This window comes from Hominisplanchenecus sp. (assembly GCF_046967715.1).
GTDB classification, from domain to species: Bacteria; Bacillota; Clostridia; order Lachnospirales; family Lachnospiraceae; genus Hominisplanchenecus; species Hominisplanchenecus faecis.
Window position 1 is genome coordinate 1 of the sequence record NZ_JBKVNQ010000055.1, and the last position, 18,103, is coordinate 18,103.

An 18,103-nucleotide genomic window follows, 5' to 3' on the forward strand; every position below is an offset into this window, starting at 1 on the left:
AACGACCTACTCCCTTTCCAGGGGAGCCCCTTCGGCCAGCTTGGGTATTTCTCCACAGTTGCTCGAATAGCATTTTATATTATATTATCACATGATATTCTCATGTGATGAACGGAGAGGGTGGGATTCGAACCCACGCGCCCTTGCGGACAAACGGTTTTCAAGACCGCCTCGTTATGACCACTTCGATACCTCTCCAGTGCAATCAGCGAAACTAATAATATCATCCAATTTTCGTTTTGTCAACACTTTTTTTGATATTTTTTTGTTTTTTTCAATTTTCCTGTAAATTACACTTTTTCACAAAGATTTCAGCGATATCCAGATCCTCCGGTGTTGTAATCTTGATATTATAATAAGAGCCTTCCACCAGTTTTACTTTTTGACCTTCCATTTTCTCCAGCACCATTGCATCATCCGTGATTCCCATTTTGGTATGGTCCTCCTGCATCATTTTTTCATAAGCACCTAAAATATCAGGATACGCAAAAACCTGCGGAGTCTGGATGTTCCAAACTTCACTTCTCTTTAATGTTTCTTTTGCAAATAACGCTTCGTCAGCCAGTTTCAGTGTATCTTTCGAAGGAACTGCTGCCACACACGCACCATAAGTGCATACCGCTTCTTTTAACCGCTGCAGCATTTCCTGATCTACAAATGGTCTTGCTCCGTCATGGATATAGATGTAATCACATGCTCCGGCAGCTTTCAGTGCATTATATACAGAAAGATAGCGTTCTTCCCCGCCTTCAATAATATCTTTCACCTTTTGCAAATGATAAACTTCCACAATCTGCTCTCTGCAATATGCAATCTCATCTTTTTTTGTAACCAGTATCACTTCATCTATAAATTCGCATTCTTCAAATTGTCTGAGTGCGTAATACAAAACTGGTTTTCCAAACAGATCCATATACTGCTTCTGTACCTGACTGTGCATTCTTTTGCCGCTCCCTGCTGCCAGAACGATCGCCGTGTGCTTTTCTTTCATTTAGCGTTCCCCCAGTTTCAGATTCGGAACTGCATTCAGATCCAGTCCGGATCTTGTTCCTGCCAGATATTCATAATATCCTGCCACTCCGATCATCGCTGCATTATCTGTACAGAAAATCGGGGACGGATGGTAAAATTTGATACCTTTCTTTCTGCAGGCTTCTTCCATTGCCATGCGAAGTGCTGAATTGGAGGCAACTCCCCCTGCAATGGCAAATTTATCAAATCCATATTCATCGATTGCCCACATGGAATGTTCTACCAGAACATCCACAACTGCTTTCTGAAAGGAAGCTGCCACATCTGCTTCTACGATCGGCTGGTTCTTCATTTTGCATCCATTCAGATAGTTCAGGACTGCTGACTTCAGACCGCTGAAACTGAAATCATATGGTGCATCTGCAACTTTTGCTTTTGGAAATGAAATCGCCAGCGGATTTCCTTCTTTTGCAAGTTTATCAATCTTTGGTCCGCCCGGATAGCCAAGTCCGATCGCACGGGCCACTTTATCAAATGCTTCTCCGGCCGCATCGTCTCTGGTGCGTCCGAGGATTTCGTATTTTCCGTAATCTTTTACCACAACCAGGTGTGTATGTCCTCCGGATACTACCAGGCATGCAAACGGCGGCTCCAGATCCGGATGTTCAATATAATTTGCAGAAATATGCCCTTCTATATGGTGCACACCTACCAGAGGCAGATTTTTAGCATAGCTGATCGCCTTTGCCTCGGCTACTCCGACAAGCAAAGCCCCCACCAGGCCAGGTCCATAGGTAACCGCGATCGCATCCAGATCATCCAGTGTGACGTTTGCTTCTTCAAGAGCTTCTGTGATGACCTGATTTATTTTTTCAATATGCTTTCTTGATGCAATTTCCGGCACTACGCCGCCATAAAGTTTATGCAGTTCAATCTGAGAGGAAATAACATTGGACAAAACCGTTCTTCCGTTTTTCACAACAGAAGCTGCCGTTTCATCACAGGAACTTTCGATTCCCAGAATCAGTACATCTTTCTTTTCTTCCATCTCGTATCTATCCTTCCTATTATATCAAGCCCAAAGGCATTGATTTACCAGACTTTTCTGTCGACTGTCATTCCTCTTCAAATGACAGCACTGTACTTTTTCCGTCTTTTCCCGGGTAAGCATTCGGGAAAATTTCACGCACGCCATCCATAAATTCTTCCGGACGTACCAGTGACGGACTGTAATGTGTCAGCCATAACTCTGACACTTCTGCTTCCGCTGCCAATTTTGCTGCTTCTTTGAACATCATATGTTTATGCTCCAGTGCCTTAGACTTTTTATCATCCTCGCCATACATGCCTTCGCAGACAAACAGATCTGAGTGCTCTGCATTCTGGATGATGGATCTGGTCGGTCTGGTATCTGTCGTGTAAGTCAGTTTGATTCCCTTTCTGGCTTCTCCAAGAACCATATCCGGTGTATAGTGCACACCCTCAAATTCGACAACCTTCCCCTTCTGAAGCGGATTCCAGCAGCACAGCGGAATATTTGCCGCTTTTGCCCGCTCTACATCAAATTTTCCCGCACGGTCAATCTCCATAGTATATCCGTAACAAAGCACATTGTGGTTTACACGGAATGCACGGATTCGATAACCGTTCATCTCAAAGGTTTCTTCTGTTCCCTGGATTTCTTTATAATATATTTCAAAAGGCAGCTCCGGTGCAATTGTCCGAAGTGCATTCACCACACGTTCCAGCCCCTTTGGACCGATCAAAGTCAGCGGTTCATGACGTTCTGCATTTCCCATCGACAAAAGCAGACCCGGAAGCCCGCTGATATGATCCCCGTGATAGTGTGTAAAACAGATCACATCGATTGGTTTAAAACTCCACCCTTTTTCTTTGATCGCGATCTGTGTTCCTTCGCCACAGTCGATCAGAATACTGCTTCCGTTATATCGCAGCATCAAGGCTGTCAGCCAACGTCTTGGAAGCGGCATCATACCGCCGCATCCAAGCAAACAAACATCAAGCATTCTTTTTTTCCTTACTCTTTCTTCAGTTTCTTTTTCTTTCGTTTCTTCTTTCTTTTCTACAGCAGCTCTGTCTCTTCTTTTATTTCTGGTTTTAATACAAATGCTGCTGTCATTTTATCGTAACAAGGTTCACACAGATCGAAGCTGTGGCATTCTCCGTCTTTTTCCGAAGGATATCCCCAGATTTTTTCAATATGAATATATTCTTCCATGTCTCTTCCAATCGTATCCACAATTCTTTTTCCGCAGCTGTTGCAGTAAATCTTATTCTCTTTTCTCATCGTATCCTCCCCAGGTGATACCCCTTTTGTATGCTTTTTCTGATTTCCTTTGCGACAGCAACAGTATAACGAAAAGTATTCCTTTCGTACAGTGGGAATTAGAGGAATCCTAGTGGTTGCCGTATTTCCACATGATCAGTGCATCTTCTTTTGGTTTCTCGTAAAAATTCGGTCGGATACCGGAACGCTCAAACCCAAGTTTTTCATATAAATGGATAGCAGGTGCATTGCCAACCCGCACTTCCAGTGTGAAATTTTCGATTCCGCGTTCATATCCACGCAAAAACAATTGCTCCAGAAGTTCGGTGGCAACCCCTTTTTTGCGAAACTTCTCCACAACTGCTACGTTTGTGATATCAGCCTCATCAAAAGACTGCAACAGTCCGCAATATCCTGCCAGTATATCCTTTTCATATGCAACCAGATAGATCGTCTCTTTCTGACGCAGTGCATCTTCAAATCCTTTTCTGCTCCATGGCCGGGAAAAAATCTGACTTTCTGTTCTTACAACTGCCTCCAGATCTTCTGCCTGCATTGCACGTATTTCAAGCACGATTCTGTTCTTCCCTTTCTTTTCGCTCTCTCTCTGCCTGAGAAAGACGCAGATAATCCGGTTTATGTTCCATTGCACTTTCTGCTCGTCCCTGTACATAGTACTGTGCTCCAAGAACTGCAACCGCAGATGCACGCTGTCTGTTCATATGTGCCGGAGCAAACGAATACGGAATTTTCATCACTTCCGCCAACGTTTTGCGGTAAACCGGAACGCCGTCGCCAAGAAAAATAACTTCTCTTCCAAGTGCATTAAGTTTTTCTGCAATCTCTGTGACAGAAACCGCCATCTGATTTTCCAGTATCTGGAGTTTTCCATCGCAGAATTCGTAAATGCCGGTATAGACCTGGTTTCTTCTTGCATCCATGATCGGGCAGACGATTTTATCTGTTCCCCATAAATCATAGGCCAGTCCGTCTACCGTTGGAACCGGTATGATCGGTTTGTCAAGTGCCAGCCCCAGACCTTTTGCCGTGGCAGAACCAATACGCAGACCGGTAAAGGATCCAGGCCCGGCAGCGATTGCGATCGCATCCAGGCTGTTTAAGTCCAGATTTATCATATCTCCGATTTCTTTCAGCATCGGAAGCAAGGTCTGAGAGTGTGTTTTTTTATAATTTACCGTGTATTCTGCAAGTAAAATATCATCTTCTACAACAGCAACCGATGCCACCAGCCCTGAGCTGTCTATTCCCAAAACTTTCATGTTTTCCTCCTAAAGCTGTGCTTTCTTTTCCTCCGGATCTGAAATCGTGATCTTGCGGTAATCAAATCCTTTTTCCAGATTTTTCTCGATTTCAATAGCGATCACATCCGGCGGCAGAATCTCCTGGATCAGATCTGCCCACTCGATCAAGCATACACCCTCACCGTAAAAACAGTCCTCGTAGCCGATCTCTTCCATCTCTTCGATATCACCGATGCGATACACATCAAAATGATAAAACGGCAGACGACCGTCTTCGTACATCTGCACAATCGTAAAGGTCGGGCTGTTTACCGGCTCTGTGATGCCAAGCCCTGCTGCAAGCCCCTGTGTAAAAACGGTTTTGCCTACGCCAAGATCTCCGGTCAGTGTATAGATCTGACCTGCCTTTGCATTTTCACCGATTTTTTTTCCGAGTTCAAATGTTTCTTTTTCGCTGTTTGTCTCTATAATCATAATTTCACTTTCTTTTTGGGCATATTTTTTTGCACTAAAGTTACAAGCGTATCGTATTGTTCTCCGATGGCTTCTTTTGGGAGAACAAATGCATTTCTTTTTCCTGAGTAGATCAGCACATTTTTTTTGCTGCTGCATACTTTCAGTATATTCTTCCAGCCGCACTGTGCCTTTTCTTCTCCCTGTACGATCTCGATCCCTTCGTCATTCAAAATGTAAGTGACCGGATTTTTAAATACTTCGCTTTTTTCTACCTGCCTTTTTGATTTTGTATAAAGGCTGACCGGAAGATAAACGATAAACCACACACCGAACAGACAGTATACGATGCTGTAAGACAGATCTGTTTTGCCCAGCGTCGTGCCAAACATCACAAATGCCGCAATTCCGAGAATGATACCAAAAATGCCGCTGAAACTGCGGTAAGTATGGTACATCATGAAATCATACATGATCTTCGGTGTCATTTTTACTTCAACTTTTGCTTCCACCTTTTCCTCCTGTTGTGTTTGAAATTTTCTGTTTCAAGTCGAACGCACGCGAAACTTGGCACGCAATTCTGGTCAGCTCTGCTGATATTTACCTGACAGAATCTATCTGACCTTAGCATTTGATTATAGCATACCAATTTTTTGCTTACAACTGTAAAAAGCCGAAAGGTTCTTCTTCTTTCAGAAAATGCATCAGCATATATGCACACATGATCGCCACACGCTCTTCTTTCAGGATGCGGCGTACCTCTTCTCTGTCTGCCAGCACGACTTCCAGATCTTCGGTATCTTCCAGGCCTTCCCGGCTGATCTGACCGCTCGCATAACCATAAACCGTGGCACAACATTCATCTGTCATGCCGACGCTTGTAAAAAATGGTCTTTCATAGAGCGTATCCGGTGTCAGCGGTGAGAAATCAAGTCCGGTCTCTTCTTTCATTTCGCGGATGCCCGCCTGCCTGTAATCTTCTCCCTGGTCTACCAGCCCGGATGGCAGTTCATAAACATAATCATCCAGCGGATAACGGTACTGGCGTACCAGCACAACCCTGTCTTTTTTCTCCCCATAAAGGCTGTAAATGATCACACCGTCCGGCTTTTCATTTCTTGTATTTATTTTCAGATCATTCTGTGTTTTCGCTCTGGATGAAACATAATAATGGATATCGCCGCCCATCCGGTCTTTTGCTTCCAGATCATACAGATTCAGAAATCTGTTTTCTGTCTGTTTATTGATCTTCTGTATTTTTGACATTTTCTGCCGCCTTTCTCTTGATAATACCCGCACTTTCAAGATGCCTGGGTTAAAATCTATATCTGATACAGCATCTGTTTCGTGTTTATTTGTTTCCCTGCTCACGAAAAAAAGAATACCACGTAACTTTAAAAAGCACAAGCTTTCCTCCGGTTACATGGTATTCGTTTCGAGTTATGTGATATTCACTTTTCTGTATTAGAACTGTGTTCCGTGAAGAATCGGGCTTACGTGCTTATAAAGCAGGAAGGTGATCACACCAACGATCAGTCCTTTTAAAATGTTAAATGGTGCAACTGCCAGAACAACAAAAGTGAGCAGGCTGTTGATTGCCGGATTCACTGCCGTTCCCATGGCAACCAGTGCATCGACCGGCATACCGAATGCCTTTCCATATGCCGGGAGCAGCACAAAAGCATTTAAGAAGCATCCGATAAATGCCATAAACAGCGTACCTGCGATCATTCCGATCACTGCACTTTTTTTGCTTTTCTTTTTCTGGTAGATCAGACCTGCCGGTACGATCATGGCACAGCCAATCAGGAAATTGGCGAAATCTCCGACACCTGCGGTCGATGATCCTTTAAAAAGCATGTGCAGTACGACTTTGATCAGTTCGATAAACATGCCTGCGACCGGTCCCATCGCAAAGGTACCGATCAGAACCGGAATTTCACTCAAGTCAATCTTATAGAAAGACGGTGCAAAGAAAAGCGGTATTTCAAACATCATCAACACAACGGAAACCGCCCCCAACATACCAATCTGCACCAGATTTCTTAAGTTACTTCTTTCTGCAGTTGTTTTCACTGCATTTGTACCTGAACTGTTCATACGTCCATCTCTCCTTTTTGAATTTAATTCACAGGAAGATCTTCGTCTGATACGATGCCATCATTTTGAAATAAAAAGCCCTGAATCTGTTCTACAGATTCAGGGCTTTGATATACCATCGTATGTTCTTCTCTCATCCAGACTTTGACTGTCGGTCATGGAATTTCACCATGTCAGCCGCTTACGCGGGTCGCGGACTATACCGCCGGTGGGGAATTACGCCCCGCCCCGAAGATTTCTGCTATCTGCAATTATAAGATAATTTTTTCTTTTGTCAAGCATTTTCGGAAAACTTTTACAATTTCATGGACAGAGAAATTCTTTTTTTCTTGAGGTCGATGCCGATCACTTTCACATCGATGATATCGCCTACTTTTACGACATCCAGCGGATGTTTTACGAACTTTTTACTGCTCATCTCAGAGACATGCACCAGGCCGTCCTGATGTACACCGATATCCACGAATGCTCCGAAATCAATGACGTTTCGAACGGTTCCTTTAAGTACCATTCCTTCTTTTAAGTCTTCCATCGCCAGAACATCGCTTCGAAGGATTGGTTTTGGCATTTCATCACGCGGATCTCGGCCAGGTTTTTCCAGTTCTGCCGTGATGTCACGCAGTGTCGGCTCGCCGATTTCCAGCTCTTCTGCCATTTTTTTATAATCTCTGATCTTTCTGGAAATTCCGTTTAAATTTCCGGCTGTGATGTCTTCTTTTGTATAGCCGAGACACTCCAGAAGTTTGCCTGCTGCCGCATAGCTCTCCGGATGGACTCCTGTGCAGTCCAGTGGATTTTCTCCGCTGCGTATCCTGAGGAATCCGGCACACTGCTCAAATGCTTTTGGTCCTAATTTTGCAACTTTCAGAAGTTCTTTTCTGTTCTGGAAGCTTCCGTTTTCTTCGCGGTATGCAACGATATTTTTCGCGATCACTTTGGAAATACCGGAAACATAGGAAAGCAGGGATGCGGATGCGGTATTTAAATCCACACCGACACGGTTTACACAGTCTTCCACGACTCCGCCCAGTGCTTCGCCCAGTTTTTTCTGGTTCATATCATGCTGATACTGTCCGACTCCGATGGATTTTGGCTCAATTTTCACCAATTCTGCCAGCGGGTCCTGGATTCTTCTGGCGATAGATGCAGCACTTCTCTGTCCTACATCAAAATTCGGAAATTCTTCTGTTGCCAGTTTACTCGCAGAATAAACAGATGCTCCGGCTTCGTTTACGATCACATACTGCACTTTTTCCGGAATCTCATGGAAAAGCTCTACGATCACCTGCTCAGATTCTCTGGATGCCGTTCCATTTCCAACGGAAAAGAGCGTGATGTGGTACTTGCGGATCCATTCTTTTAATTTTTCTTTTGCCGCCTGGATCTTTTTTTCATTAGTCGGTGCTGTCGGGTAAATGACGGTCGTATCCAGCACTTTTCCGGTCGCATCGACAACCGCCAGCTTACATCCGGTACGGAACGCCGGATCCCAGCCAAGCACAACCTGTCCGGCAATCGGAGGCTGCATCAGAAGCTGTTCCAGATTCTTGCCAAACACCTGTATCGCACCATCTTCTGCCTGCTCGGTCAGTGCATTGCGAATCTCACGCTCTACTGCCGGGGCGATCAGTCTGCGGTAACTGTCCTCGATCACTTTTTCCAGGAATTCGGAAGTCTGCGGATTTTCACGCACCATGATCTGTTTTCTTAAATAACCAAGAATCCGATCTTCCGGAGCTTCCAGTTTTACGGTCAGGAATTTTTCCTTTTCGCCGCGGTTGATCGCCAGCACACGGTAACCTGCCATTTTTGCAACTGGCTCTTCATACTGATAGTACATCTCGTAAACAGAAGCTGCTTTCTCATCTTTTGCTTCTGTCACGATTTTACCCTCTTTCTGTGTCAGGCTACGGATGCGGATACGGTAATTTGCATCATCTGAAATCGTCTCAGCCAGAATATCACCTGCTCCCTGCAGTGCTTCCTGCCAAGTATTCACTTCTTTTTCCGGGTCAATATACGCACTTGCTTCCTCTTCCAGCGTTTTCTTTGTCATCTGCAACAGAATCGTGTTTGCCAGTGGTTCCAGTCCTTTTTCTTTTGCGATTGTCGCTCTCGTTCTTCTCTTTGGACGATACGGGCGATACAGATCTTCCACAACTACCAGAGTTTCCGCTGCCTGGATTTTTTCCCGCAGCTCATCCGTCAGTTTGCCCTGCTCCTCGATTGATGCCAGCACCTGCTTCTTTTTATCTTCCAGATTACGCAGATAAGTCAGACGTTCCGAAAGTTTTCGCAGAACTTCGTCATTCAGCGATCCTGTGACCTCCTTACGATAACGTGAAATAAACGGAATCGTATTCCCCTCATCGATCAGTTTGACTGCAGCCTCCACCTGCCATAATTCAATCTTTAATTCCTCTGCAAGACGTTGATTTATGTTCATATAAGCCTCCATTACATACAATTTTTCCAACGTTTCTACTCATTGCCCTACGTCAGGCAATTTCCAAACATCTTTGTGCCGACTGTAACAGCCGCCCCCTTATGATACACTTGAGTTTCCAATTTGTCTATGATATTATGATGCAAAGGGTGAAACAGTCGCAAATTTCATGTTTACATGAAAATTTGTGACTTTGAACCCTGCAAAACATGAGAAAGGAGGCATTTTCATAGAAAATGTGCGGATTTCGAATGTTTTAGAATTGCGAGAGCATAGAATGCGGAGCAATTCGTAGCATCATAGAACCTGGGCGACTTGGGGACCGCAAAACATGAGAAAGGAGCCATTTTCATAGAAAATGTGCGGATTTCGAATGTTTTAGAATTGCGAGAGCATAGAATGCGGAGCAATTCGTAGCATCATAGAACCTGGGCGACTTGGGGACCGCAAAACATGAGAAAGGAGCCATTTTCATAGCCCTTTATGAAACAGCAGCAGGTTTCCGTTTTTCCATATGGTATTCACCACCAGCAGAACCACTGCAATTTTGCCATACACCGGACGGTATTTCATGCCGATCGTGATTCTGCCGCGGCTTACATACTGCACGGTATTGGATAGCATATACCATACATAAAGTACTGCTCCGTAAAGTACAATGCTGTGGTAATGTAAACTGTATGCCACATTTCCTTTCAGCAGCCAGTATACTGCCCGTGTACCGCCGCATCCGGGACAGTAAAGTCCGGTCAGCTTATGGAAAATGCACGGCAGCAAAATATGATTTAACGGAATTTTCAGTAACCTCAGCAATGCAAGAAACAATATTCCTGCAAGCGGCAGGACTATACCGCAGTAATAAAGGTTGTCCGGCCTGCAGTTTTTTTCTTGTTTTTCCATACAGTACCTCTTTCATCATTTATTTCAGCCGAATCCTAATCGGCTTACCTTTTACAGAATGGAGTGAATCTTATGAAACGAACTTCTTCGCAGTTAAAACAACTGGCAAGGGAATCTCTGGCACATCGCTTCAGCCTCCCGGTTATGGCCTGTGTCATTACTTTTGGAATTATCATGCTGGTCAATATGCTCCCGGCTGCTCTTTTCCCGGACACAGGCAACAGTATCTCTTATCTGGTGATTTCTTTTATCACCGATCTGCTCCTGTCGATTTTAAGCGTCGGTCCGGTTACAATCCTGCTTGACATGAGCCGTGGCAGCGACGGACAGCTTTCTGATCTTCTGTATGCTTTTCGCCATCAGCCGGATCGTATTATTGTATCTCAGCTTATTATCTCACTCTTGTCCACGGTGATCTTTCTGCCGGGTATTCTTGTATTTATGCTGTCATCCATTTTTTATACTGCCTTTGGCATCATTATCGGAAGTCTGCTGATCTTTGCCGCCGTGATCGGTAGCGTTGTGATCCGCCTGGATTTTGCACTGGTAACTCCGCTTTATATTGACAATCCGCAGACCAGTGCCATAGATCTCTTACGTGAAAGCCGTGATCTGATGCGGGGCAACCGGCTCCGCTATTTTGTTCTAGAGCTGAGCTTTATACCGATCATGCTGCTCGCAGTTGTTGCCTGCTTTGTCGGACTGCTCTGGGCCGTTCCATATACGCAGATGACGCTTCTTGAATTTTACCGTGAACTGACAGGAGAAATCTGAAAATTCAAAGAACTGTTGCCAGGCAGATATATCATCTGCCAAAGCAACAGTTCTCTTTTTATAAATTAATCATTCTTTTTCTTAGTCTTCGACACGGCGAACGCGGATCATGCCAAGCACTTCACCAAAGCTTTCTGCTTTTGCTTTGTATTCTGCCTCTGTCATCACTTCTGTCACGAATCCGAACTCTCCGTCTACATCTGCCACAACAACCGGCTGTACGTTTCCGAATACTTCCTGCACTTTTGCAAGTTCTGTTTCCGGAGTGCCTTTGACACGTACAAAGAATTTGCGGCTGGAATTGCTGATGTCGGTCAGTTCCAGTTTTTTGCTGCTCCAGAATGCCATGATGCTGCGGTTCAGATGTCTTGCCTCATCGACTACGTCAGCTACAACAGCACTTGCGGTCGGCAGTTTGCCGGCTCCGCTTCCGTAGAACATTGCATCTCCAAGTACATTGCCATGTACAAAAATGGCATTGAATACACCGTTTACGCTGTACAGAGGATCGGACGGTCCAACCAGCACCGGGGATACCATTGCGTAAAAGCTTCCGTCAACTTTACGGCTGACTGCCAGCAGTTTGATCATCTGTCCCATTGCTTTTGCATACTTGATATCGGTTGCCGTGATCTTGCTGATACCCTCTGTATAGATATCTTCGTAATCAACCTGTCTGCCAAATGCCAGAGAGGAAAGGATTGCGATCTTACGGCATGCATCGTAACCTTCCACGTCTGCTTCCGGATTGCGTTCTGCATATCCAAGATTCTGTGCTTCTTTTAATACATCTGCAAAATCAGAACCTTTCTCTGCCATCTCTGTGAGAATGTAGTTGGTAGTTCCGTTCAGAATACCGGTGATCTCATCGATCTCATCTGCAGTCAGAGAAGAATTCAGCGGACGGATGATCGGAATACCGCCGCCGCAGCTTGCCTCAAACAGATAGTTGATGTTTCTTTCTCTTGCGATCTCAAGCAGCTCTGCACCGTGACGTGCCACCAGTTCTTTGTTGGATGTGCAGACACTCTTTCCTGCGAGCAGTGCTTTTTTTGTGAAAGTATACGCCGGCTCCACACCGCCCATAACTTCAACGACAATTTTAATCTCCGGATCATTTAAAATAACATCAAAATCATGTACGATTTTTTCCTGGATCGGATCTCCCGGGAAATCGCGAAGATCAAGCACATATTTGATGTTGATCTCTTCTCCTGCTTTTTTATTGATGCTGCTGTGGTTGGTATTGATAACTTCTACCACTCCGGAACCTACTGTTCCATATCCTAAGACTGCAATCTGGATCATTTTAAGCCTCCTGTTGTTTTCTTTTATGCTTATCTCTGGTTCTTTTGTCCAAAGAATTGCTTTTTTATTCTCTTGCTAAAATTTTGATGTACTGTACACCGCACTGTATTTCAATATCCTGCATCATCGCCGATATATCTCCTGTCGTAGCGAGGATCTCCACACTGAGCGTCAGAGATGCGATGCCGTTGATCGGAATACTCTGATGGATCGTCAGGATATTGGCATGATAATCTGCCACGATATGCAGTACATCCGACAAAAGTCCGGTCTCATCATCCATCTGGATCATAAACGTGATTGTTTTCCCTTTTGCATTGTCATGAAACGGAAAAATATCGTCTTTATATTTATAAAAAGAGCTGCGGCTGATGCCGACCATATCTGCTGCTTCCTGTACTGTGGACGCTTTCGCTGACTCCAGCAGCCGTTTCGCCTCTACTACTTTCAGAAGTACTTCCGGAACCGCTTTCTTGGTAACCACATAATATCGATTCTTTTCTTCCACTTTAAAGTCCTCCTGTCTCTTCTATATGCATCTTTTGCTGTATACTCTTTCTATAGTGTACATTTGTACTTCCCTGAAAGATATTAACACATTTTAACAGGCGGTGCAACCAGAAATTCTTCTGACTACCTTTTGACTGCATTTCCTCAACGTTTTACGTTTTTTCAATTCATTTTAATCTTCTTATATGCCAGAAAAGCACATATTTCAGAACGCAAAAATACCGGAAACCCCTGACTTACTGGATTTCCGGTATTATTTCTGTTAAGCTGCTGACGGGACTCGGACCCGTGACCTCCTCACTACCAATGAGGTGCGCTACCACCTGTGCCACAGCAGCCTGTGCGGTCGTGACCGCTACAGTTAGTTATACTATCACAGGAATCTGCTTTTGTCAATACTGTTTTTGCATTTTATTGCTGCTGTTCACTCATCGTGCGGCGTTTATTGTTTCTCTGTGTAAAAAAGTGGTTCCGTTCATCTACCCCTGAAGTCTCTGCCTGACGATCTCAAATGCAAGGACGCCTGCTGCCACAGATGCATTCAGGGAATCGATATCCCCTTTCATCGGAATAGAAGCCACAAAATCGCATTTTTCTTTTACCAGCCTGCTGACACCTTCCCCTTCGTTGCCGATCACCAGACCGATTGGTCCTTTCAGATCGAGATTATACATCATTTCTCCGTCCATATCTGCACAGACAAACCACATACCTTCCGCCTTCAGTTCTTCGATCGTCTTGCCGATGTTGGTTACTTTTGCAACCGGTGTGTAGTTCAATGCTCCTGCGGAGACTCTGGCTACGGTTGCTGTCAGTCCGACTGCTCTTCTTTTCGGGATCACAACGCCGTGTGCCCCTGCAAGGTTTGCGGTACGGATGATCGCACCTAAGTTGTGCGGATCTTCGATGTTATCCAGGAAAATGATAAACGGTGCTTCGCCTTTGTCTTTTGCGTTCTGCAGAATATCAGAAATTTCTGCATACTCATAGGCCGCCGCACTTGCGATCACGCCCTGATGATGTCCCGTCTGAGAAAGCTGATCCAGACGTTCTTTTTTCACAAACTGAACAATCGTATCATGTTTTTTGGCTTCCCGCAGGATCGTTCTCACCGGACCGTCCTGACAGCCGTCCAGTACAAACAGTTTGTCGATCGTTTTGCCGGAGCGGAATGCTTCCAGCACGGCATTTCTGCCTTCTATGGTAAGTTCTTCGTATCTCATGCCTGTTCCTGACCTTTCTTTTTCTGACTTTCTGCCATATCAAGACCGGTCTTTATCAGCTCGATGATACGTTTCGTATCCTCTTTCAGATAAAGATATCCCATCAAGGCTTCCAGTCCGGTCGCTTTACGGTAATCTGCCACCGTTGCATTTTTTGCTTTTGTGTAAGACTTTGCATTGCGTCCGCGTTTGTATATCGTGATTTCCTCTTCGCTCAATACCGGCATCAGGTTTTCGATCATCTCTGCCTGAGCAGAAGCTTTGACGAGCTTTGATGCACGCTCATGCAGCTTCTGCGGCGGACAGTTTCCATGTTTAACCAGAAGTGTGCGGATCACCAGGTCAAAAATAGAATCTCCTATGTATGCCAGTGTCAGCGGGGAATAGGTTCTCAGATCCTGATCTTCCAGCTGAAATTCTTCTTTCAGGTATTCTACAAAAGAATCTATGCTCTTTTCCATTTTACTCCTTCTCTTGTGTCCTCAAGAACGATTCCTTTTTCCAGCAGTTCTGCACGGATCTCGTCTGCTCTCTGGAAGTTTCTCTCTTTTCTTGCCACCTGACGCTCTTCGATCAGTTTTTCAATCTCTTCATCCAGGATCTCTTCTTTGGTCTCGAAAACAAGTCCCAGGATATCGCCAAGCTCCAGAAGTTCATCCAGAAGACTCTGTACAAATGCTTTTGTGCCATCTTCATTCACGTTGCTGTTTGCAAGACGAACCAGCTCAAATACAACTGAAATGGCATCTGCGGTATTGAAGTCATCATCCATGGCATCATCAAATTTCTTTGCCAGGTTCTTTGCTTCTTCCAGTGCTGTCATCTCTTCTGCCGTCATCTCTGCCTCTTTTGCAGCTCCGGCATAATGTTTCAGGCTGTCTGCCGCATTACAGATACGTGCAAGTCCTGTTTTTGCAGACTCCATCAGATCAGCACTGAAATTCAGCGGACTTCTGTAATGTGCACTGAGCATGAAGAAACGCAGTACCTGGAGGTCATATTTCTCACTGATCTCACGCACGGTAAAGAAATTGCCAAGGGATTTAGACATTTTGCGGTTATCAATATTTAAGAACGCATTGTGCAGCCAGTATCTGGAAAAGATCTTGCCGTTGCAGCATTCGCTCTGTGCAATCTCATTCTCGTGATGTGGGAATACCAGATCCTCTCCACCTGCATGAATATCAATCTCTTCGCCCAGATATTTTTTCGCCATAACGGAACACTCGATATGCCATCCAGGACGTCCGTCGCTCCACGGAGACGGCCAGGACGGCTCGCCTTCTTTTTTCGGTTTCCACAGTACAAAATCCAGCGGATCTTCTTTCTGATCTTCTCCGGTTACCAGAAGGGAACGGTTTCCGGAACGCAGATCATCGAGGTTTTTATGGGAAAGTTTGCCATATTCTTCAAAACGACGTGTGCGGAAATATACGGTACCGTTTACGTTATAAGCATACCCTTTCTCGATAAGCGTGGAGATCATATCGATCATACCGTCAATTTCCTGTGTTGCCAGCGGATGTGTGGTGGCCGGTTTGACATTCATGCCTGCCATATCCTTTTTGCACTCTGCAATGTAACGCTCGGAAATCTCTTTTGCTGTCACGCCTTCTTCATTTGCCTTTGCAATGATCTTGTCGTCAACATCGGTAAAGTTGGATACATAATTTACTTCATAACCTTTATGCTCCAGGTAACGTCTGACGGTATCAAACACGATCATCGGTCTTGCATTTCCGATGTGGATCAGATTGTATACAGTAGGACCGCATACATACATGCTGACTTTACCTTCCTGAAGCGGCACAAATTCTTCTTTCTGTTTGGATAAGGTATTATAAACTTTCATGGTTTTTCCTCTTTTCTTTTCGAACTTAACAGCCTGATATCCCGTGTTTTGACCCCGGATACCAAACCTGAAAATCTGTTCTAAGTCTATGCAAAATTTCGCGGTTTGTCAAGGTAAACCGCCCTTTGCAGCGATTTCAGGCGAACTGCCCTTTGCAGCGATTTTGCCACTGTCATTTTCAGACAACTTCATTAAGAAATACCGGCAGGCGGAACAGTTCTTCTGTCAGTTGTCCGATATCCATGCTGCAGAACATTTTCTTTTCTTTTTCTGACAGGTTTTCAACTCTTATCAGGCTTCCTCCTTCGATTCCTGTTTTTATAATGAAATATCCATTGTTTTCCGGGATAAGACTGTCTGTCAGCCTGATTTTCCATTCCTGTTCTTTTTTTATTTTCAGGCAGCAGACAAAACGCTCCAGATGCACGATCCGTCCCATGATCGCCGGAACGTTTTCACTTTGGGCATATTGTTCCCATATTTGGGGGAATGCAGTAAATGTGCACTTTTCCTCACTTGCCCCAAACCAGTGAAGCACTGCCGGAAAGGCTTTTTTCTGCACGGCATCTTCCACTACAATCTCCCAGGCTTCTCTGTCTTTTTTAAGTGCCAGGAAATAGCCGCATATCTCTTTTTCTTTTCGGATCAGGATCAGGCTTCCCCCTTCGCATCCCACTTCCTGCATCCGCTGCTCAAAATAAGCAATATCGTGAACGGTATAAACTTCTGCCAGCTTTGAAAGCTGTTTTTCTGCAAAACACGCAAGTTCTGCAAGATCCTCTTTTTTTGCTTCTTCACAGAAAATGTCCCCGGAAACTTCCTGATCCGAATGTATCTGCCAATTTTCATCCGTTTCTGCTCTTCGCAGCACATCCGCTGTCACAGTCATTTTATTTTTTTCATAAATAAATCGAAAGCCAAACGGACGATAGATGGCTTCTGCGGCCGGCATCAGCCAAGTAAACGTCTCTTCTCTCCGGTACATTTCCTGAAGGGAAGCCTGTAAAAGCGAACGCATCATGCCCTGATGACGACAGTCGGCTCTCGTTGCCACTGCCACGATATAATTGGTCTTCACCCTTTCATCGCAGAACATCATTTCATATGGATTTAAATGCAATGTTGCCAGAATCTCCTGTTTCTCGTTTTCTACCACAAAAATCTCATTTTCTGCTGCTTTTACACGAAAATAGTAATCCACAAACGCCGGACTGTCCTCATCAAAAATTTCTTCGTAAAGTTTTCTTGCCCTCTGGTTTTCCACGGCTTTTGCTGCTTTTCCGGAAGTTATCCCCATGCCAAGTCTCTTTACACACTTATCCACGGCATCCTCCACAACTTTTACACCCTTCTTCGGATGAGGCCGCCATCACGCTCCACTCTCTTATAGATGAGAGCATGCAGACCGCCTGGGAAGAAATCCCTTCTCCGCTTCCGGTAAATCCAAGCCCTTCTTCTGTCGTTGCTTTTACATTGACCTGATTTTTCTCAAGGCCCAGTGTCTTTGCAATATTCTCCGCCATCTGCGGAATGTACGGCAAAAGTTTTGGTCTCTGTGCGATCACGACCGCATCAATATTTTCTACTGCATAACCATTTTCTTCCAGCAGTGCTCCGACATGCTCCAGAAGTTTGATACTGGAAATGCCTTTGTATTTCGGATCCGTATCCGGGAAATGTTTTCCGATATCACCAAGGGCAGCCGCACCAAGCAGTGCGTCCATGATCGCATGCAGCAACACATCTGCGTCAGAATGTCCAAGCAGACCTTTTTCCCATGGAATCTCAACTCCGCCCAAAATCAGTGCTCTGTTTTCTACCAGTTTGTGAACATCGTAACCTATACCAACTCGCATTGTCATTCTCCTTACTTTTGACTGTTTAAACACTTTTACAGTTACAATAACCAGACCGTGATTATGATAACGAAAAAGCTCTGCAAACATTTTGCAGAGCTTCGACAGTAGCGGAAGGGAGATTCGAACTCTCGACACTACGGGTATGAACCGTATGCTC

At 44.7% G+C, this 18,103-nt stretch carries 20 protein-coding genes, 2 tRNA genes and 1 riboswitch; of the genes, 1 reads left to right on the plus strand and 21 read right to left on the minus strand.

What is annotated here, in order from left to right; all coding sequences use genetic code 11:
* Positions 1-112: 112 nt before the first annotated feature.
* From ACLTL4_RS08655 to ACLTL4_RS08715, 13 genes are all read right to left on the minus strand, one after another.
* A tRNA-Ser gene (locus ACLTL4_RS08655) sits at positions 113-198 on the minus strand.
* Positions 199-274: 76 nt separating this feature from the next.
* Positions 275-991, minus strand: coding sequence for a 2-C-methyl-D-erythritol 4-phosphate cytidylyltransferase (ispD, locus tag ACLTL4_RS08660; protein ID WP_173898829.1), 717 nt, complete (start codon positions 989-991; stop codon positions 275-277).
* Positions 992-2,020: a tRNA (adenosine(37)-N6)-threonylcarbamoyltransferase complex transferase subunit TsaD gene (gene tsaD / locus ACLTL4_RS08665; protein ID WP_022119906.1), complete on the minus strand. Its 1,029-nt coding sequence runs from the start codon at positions 2,018-2,020 to the stop codon at positions 992-994.
* Positions 2,021-2,087: 67 nt separating this feature from the next.
* Positions 2,088-2,999 (minus strand): ribonuclease Z, encoded by a 912-nt coding sequence (locus ACLTL4_RS08670; RefSeq protein WP_412291475.1) that lies wholly within the window; start codon positions 2,997-2,999, stop codon positions 2,088-2,090.
* A gap of 56 nt (positions 3,000-3,055) precedes the next feature.
* The gene (locus ACLTL4_RS08675) at positions 3,056-3,280 is read right to left on the minus strand and encodes a hypothetical protein (protein ID WP_147632321.1); all 225 of its coding nucleotides are present in this window, start codon (positions 3,278-3,280) and stop codon (positions 3,056-3,058) included.
* 109 nt (positions 3,281-3,389) lie between these two features.
* The gene (rimI, locus tag ACLTL4_RS08680) at positions 3,390-3,833 is read right to left on the minus strand and encodes a ribosomal protein S18-alanine N-acetyltransferase (protein ID WP_173896923.1); all 444 of its coding nucleotides are present in this window, start codon (positions 3,831-3,833) and stop codon (positions 3,390-3,392) included.
* Positions 3,826-4,539 carry a tRNA (adenosine(37)-N6)-threonylcarbamoyltransferase complex dimerization subunit type 1 TsaB gene (gene tsaB / locus ACLTL4_RS08685; RefSeq protein ID WP_022119901.1) on the minus strand — a complete coding sequence of 238 codons (714 nt, stop codon included), beginning with the start codon at positions 4,537-4,539 and terminating at the stop codon, positions 3,826-3,828. Before tsaB ends, rimI begins: the two co-directional genes overlap by 8 nt.
* A gap of 9 nt (positions 4,540-4,548) precedes the next feature.
* Positions 4,549-4,995, minus strand: coding sequence for a tRNA (adenosine(37)-N6)-threonylcarbamoyltransferase complex ATPase subunit type 1 TsaE (gene tsaE / locus ACLTL4_RS08690; RefSeq protein ID WP_022119900.1), 447 nt, complete (start codon positions 4,993-4,995; stop codon positions 4,549-4,551).
* Complete coding sequence (locus ACLTL4_RS08695) at positions 4,992-5,486, minus strand: YcxB family protein (protein ID WP_022119899.1); 495 nt, start codon at positions 5,484-5,486, stop codon at positions 4,992-4,994. The genes tsaE and ACLTL4_RS08695 overlap by 4 nt, the downstream gene beginning before the upstream one ends.
* Positions 5,487-5,631: 145 nt before the next feature.
* Entirely contained in the window at positions 5,632-6,240 is a 609-nt protein-coding gene (locus ACLTL4_RS08700; protein WP_412291474.1) for an NUDIX hydrolase, read from the minus strand.
* Between the two features lie 198 nt (positions 6,241-6,438).
* Positions 6,439-7,074, minus strand: coding sequence for an ECF transporter S component (locus ACLTL4_RS08705; RefSeq protein WP_022119897.1), 636 nt, complete (start codon positions 7,072-7,074; stop codon positions 6,439-6,441).
* A 121-nt stretch (positions 7,075-7,195) separates the two neighbouring features.
* A riboswitch (FMN riboswitch) is annotated at positions 7,196-7,314 on the minus strand.
* Between the two features lie 55 nt (positions 7,315-7,369).
* Positions 7,370-9,520, minus strand: a complete 2,151-nt coding sequence (locus tag ACLTL4_RS08710) for a Tex family protein (RefSeq protein WP_173866666.1) — start codon at positions 9,518-9,520, stop codon at positions 7,370-7,372.
* Between the two features lie 471 nt (positions 9,521-9,991).
* Positions 9,992-10,420, minus strand: a complete 429-nt coding sequence (locus ACLTL4_RS08715) for a DUF2752 domain-containing protein (RefSeq protein WP_022119895.1) — start codon at positions 10,418-10,420, stop codon at positions 9,992-9,994.
* A gap of 72 nt (positions 10,421-10,492) precedes the next feature.
* Between ACLTL4_RS08715 and ACLTL4_RS08720 the strand changes: the two genes are divergently transcribed.
* Positions 10,493-11,194: a DUF975 family protein gene (locus ACLTL4_RS08720; protein WP_215659232.1), complete on the plus strand. Its 702-nt coding sequence runs from the start codon at positions 10,493-10,495 to the stop codon at positions 11,192-11,194.
* A gap of 81 nt (positions 11,195-11,275) precedes the next feature.
* Here ACLTL4_RS08720 and ACLTL4_RS08725 read toward each other — a convergent pair whose 3' ends face one another.
* From ACLTL4_RS08725 to ispF, 8 genes are all read right to left on the minus strand, one after another.
* On the minus strand, positions 11,276-12,502 hold the full coding sequence (locus ACLTL4_RS08725) for a homoserine dehydrogenase (protein ID WP_022119893.1): 1,227 nt from the start codon (positions 12,500-12,502) through the stop codon (positions 11,276-11,278).
* Positions 12,503-12,566: 64 nt separating this feature from the next.
* Complete coding sequence (locus ACLTL4_RS08730; RefSeq protein ID WP_022119892.1) at positions 12,567-13,010, minus strand: ACT domain-containing protein; 444 nt, start codon at positions 13,008-13,010, stop codon at positions 12,567-12,569.
* Positions 13,011-13,277: 267 nt separating this feature from the next.
* Positions 13,278-13,350 (minus strand) — tRNA-Thr (locus ACLTL4_RS08735).
* A 141-nt stretch (positions 13,351-13,491) separates the two neighbouring features.
* On the minus strand, positions 13,492-14,235 hold the full coding sequence (gene rlmB, locus ACLTL4_RS08740; protein WP_022119891.1) for a 23S rRNA (guanosine(2251)-2'-O)-methyltransferase RlmB: 744 nt from the start codon (positions 14,233-14,235) through the stop codon (positions 13,492-13,494).
* Positions 14,232-14,696, minus strand: a complete 465-nt coding sequence (locus ACLTL4_RS08745) for a Mini-ribonuclease 3 (RefSeq protein WP_022119890.1) — start codon at positions 14,694-14,696, stop codon at positions 14,232-14,234. The genes rlmB and ACLTL4_RS08745 overlap by 4 nt, the downstream gene beginning before the upstream one ends.
* Positions 14,681-16,087 carry a cysteine--tRNA ligase gene (gene cysS / locus ACLTL4_RS08750; RefSeq protein ID WP_215659231.1) on the minus strand — a complete coding sequence of 469 codons (1,407 nt, stop codon included), beginning with the start codon at positions 16,085-16,087 and terminating at the stop codon, positions 14,681-14,683. The genes ACLTL4_RS08745 and cysS overlap by 16 nt, the downstream gene beginning before the upstream one ends.
* Positions 16,088-16,265: 178 nt before the next feature.
* Positions 16,266-17,411 carry a GNAT family N-acetyltransferase gene (locus ACLTL4_RS08755; RefSeq protein ID WP_412291472.1) on the minus strand — a complete coding sequence of 382 codons (1,146 nt, stop codon included), beginning with the start codon at positions 17,409-17,411 and terminating at the stop codon, positions 16,266-16,268.
* Complete coding sequence (gene ispF / locus ACLTL4_RS08760; RefSeq protein ID WP_022119887.1) at positions 17,404-17,943, minus strand: 2-C-methyl-D-erythritol 2,4-cyclodiphosphate synthase; 540 nt, start codon at positions 17,941-17,943, stop codon at positions 17,404-17,406. The genes ACLTL4_RS08755 and ispF overlap by 8 nt, the downstream gene beginning before the upstream one ends.
* Positions 17,944-18,103: the final 160 nt, after the last annotated feature.

Excerpts from the sequence above, each read along its gene's own strand:
- ispD (WP_173898829.1), bottom strand. The coding sequence starts at position 991 with ATGAAAGAAAAGCACACGGCGATCGTTCTGGCAGCAGGGAGCGGCAAA.
- tsaD (WP_022119906.1), bottom strand. The coding sequence starts at position 2,020 with ATGGAAGAAAAGAAAGATGTACTGATTCTGGGAATCGAAAGTTCCTGT.
- ACLTL4_RS08670 (WP_412291475.1), bottom strand. The coding sequence starts at position 2,999 with ATGCTTGATGTTTGTTTGCTTGGATGCGGCGGTATGATGCCGCTTCCA.
- ACLTL4_RS08675 (WP_147632321.1), bottom strand. The coding sequence starts at position 3,280 with ATGAGAAAAGAGAATAAGATTTACTGCAACAGCTGCGGAAAAAGAATT.
- tsaB (WP_022119901.1), bottom strand. The coding sequence starts at position 4,539 with ATGAAAGTTTTGGGAATAGACAGCTCAGGGCTGGTGGCATCGGTTGCT.
- tsaE (WP_022119900.1), bottom strand. The coding sequence starts at position 4,995 with ATGATTATAGAGACAAACAGCGAAAAAGAAACATTTGAACTCGGAAAA.
- ACLTL4_RS08700 (WP_412291474.1), bottom strand. The coding sequence starts at position 6,240 with ATGTCAAAAATACAGAAGATCAATAAACAGACAGAAAACAGATTTCTG.
- ACLTL4_RS08705 (WP_022119897.1), bottom strand. The coding sequence starts at position 7,074 with ATGAACAGTTCAGGTACAAATGCAGTGAAAACAACTGCAGAAAGAAGT.
- ACLTL4_RS08710 (WP_173866666.1), bottom strand. The coding sequence starts at position 9,520 with ATGAACATAAATCAACGTCTTGCAGAGGAATTAAAGATTGAATTATGG.
- ACLTL4_RS08715 (WP_022119895.1), bottom strand. The coding sequence starts at position 10,420 with ATGGAAAAACAAGAAAAAAACTGCAGGCCGGACAACCTTTATTACTGC.
- ACLTL4_RS08720 (WP_215659232.1), top strand. The coding sequence starts at position 10,493 with ATGAAACGAACTTCTTCGCAGTTAAAACAACTGGCAAGGGAATCTCTG.
- ACLTL4_RS08725 (WP_022119893.1), bottom strand. The coding sequence starts at position 12,502 with ATGATCCAGATTGCAGTCTTAGGATATGGAACAGTAGGTTCCGGAGTG.
- rlmB (WP_022119891.1), bottom strand. The coding sequence starts at position 14,235 with ATGAGATACGAAGAACTTACCATAGAAGGCAGAAATGCCGTGCTGGAA.
- ACLTL4_RS08745 (WP_022119890.1), bottom strand. The coding sequence starts at position 14,696 with ATGGAAAAGAGCATAGATTCTTTTGTAGAATACCTGAAAGAAGAATTT.
- cysS (WP_215659231.1), bottom strand. The coding sequence starts at position 16,087 with ATGAAAGTTTATAATACCTTATCCAAACAGAAAGAAGAATTTGTGCCG.
- ispF (WP_022119887.1), bottom strand. The coding sequence starts at position 17,943 with ATGCGAGTTGGTATAGGTTACGATGTTCACAAACTGGTAGAAAACAGA.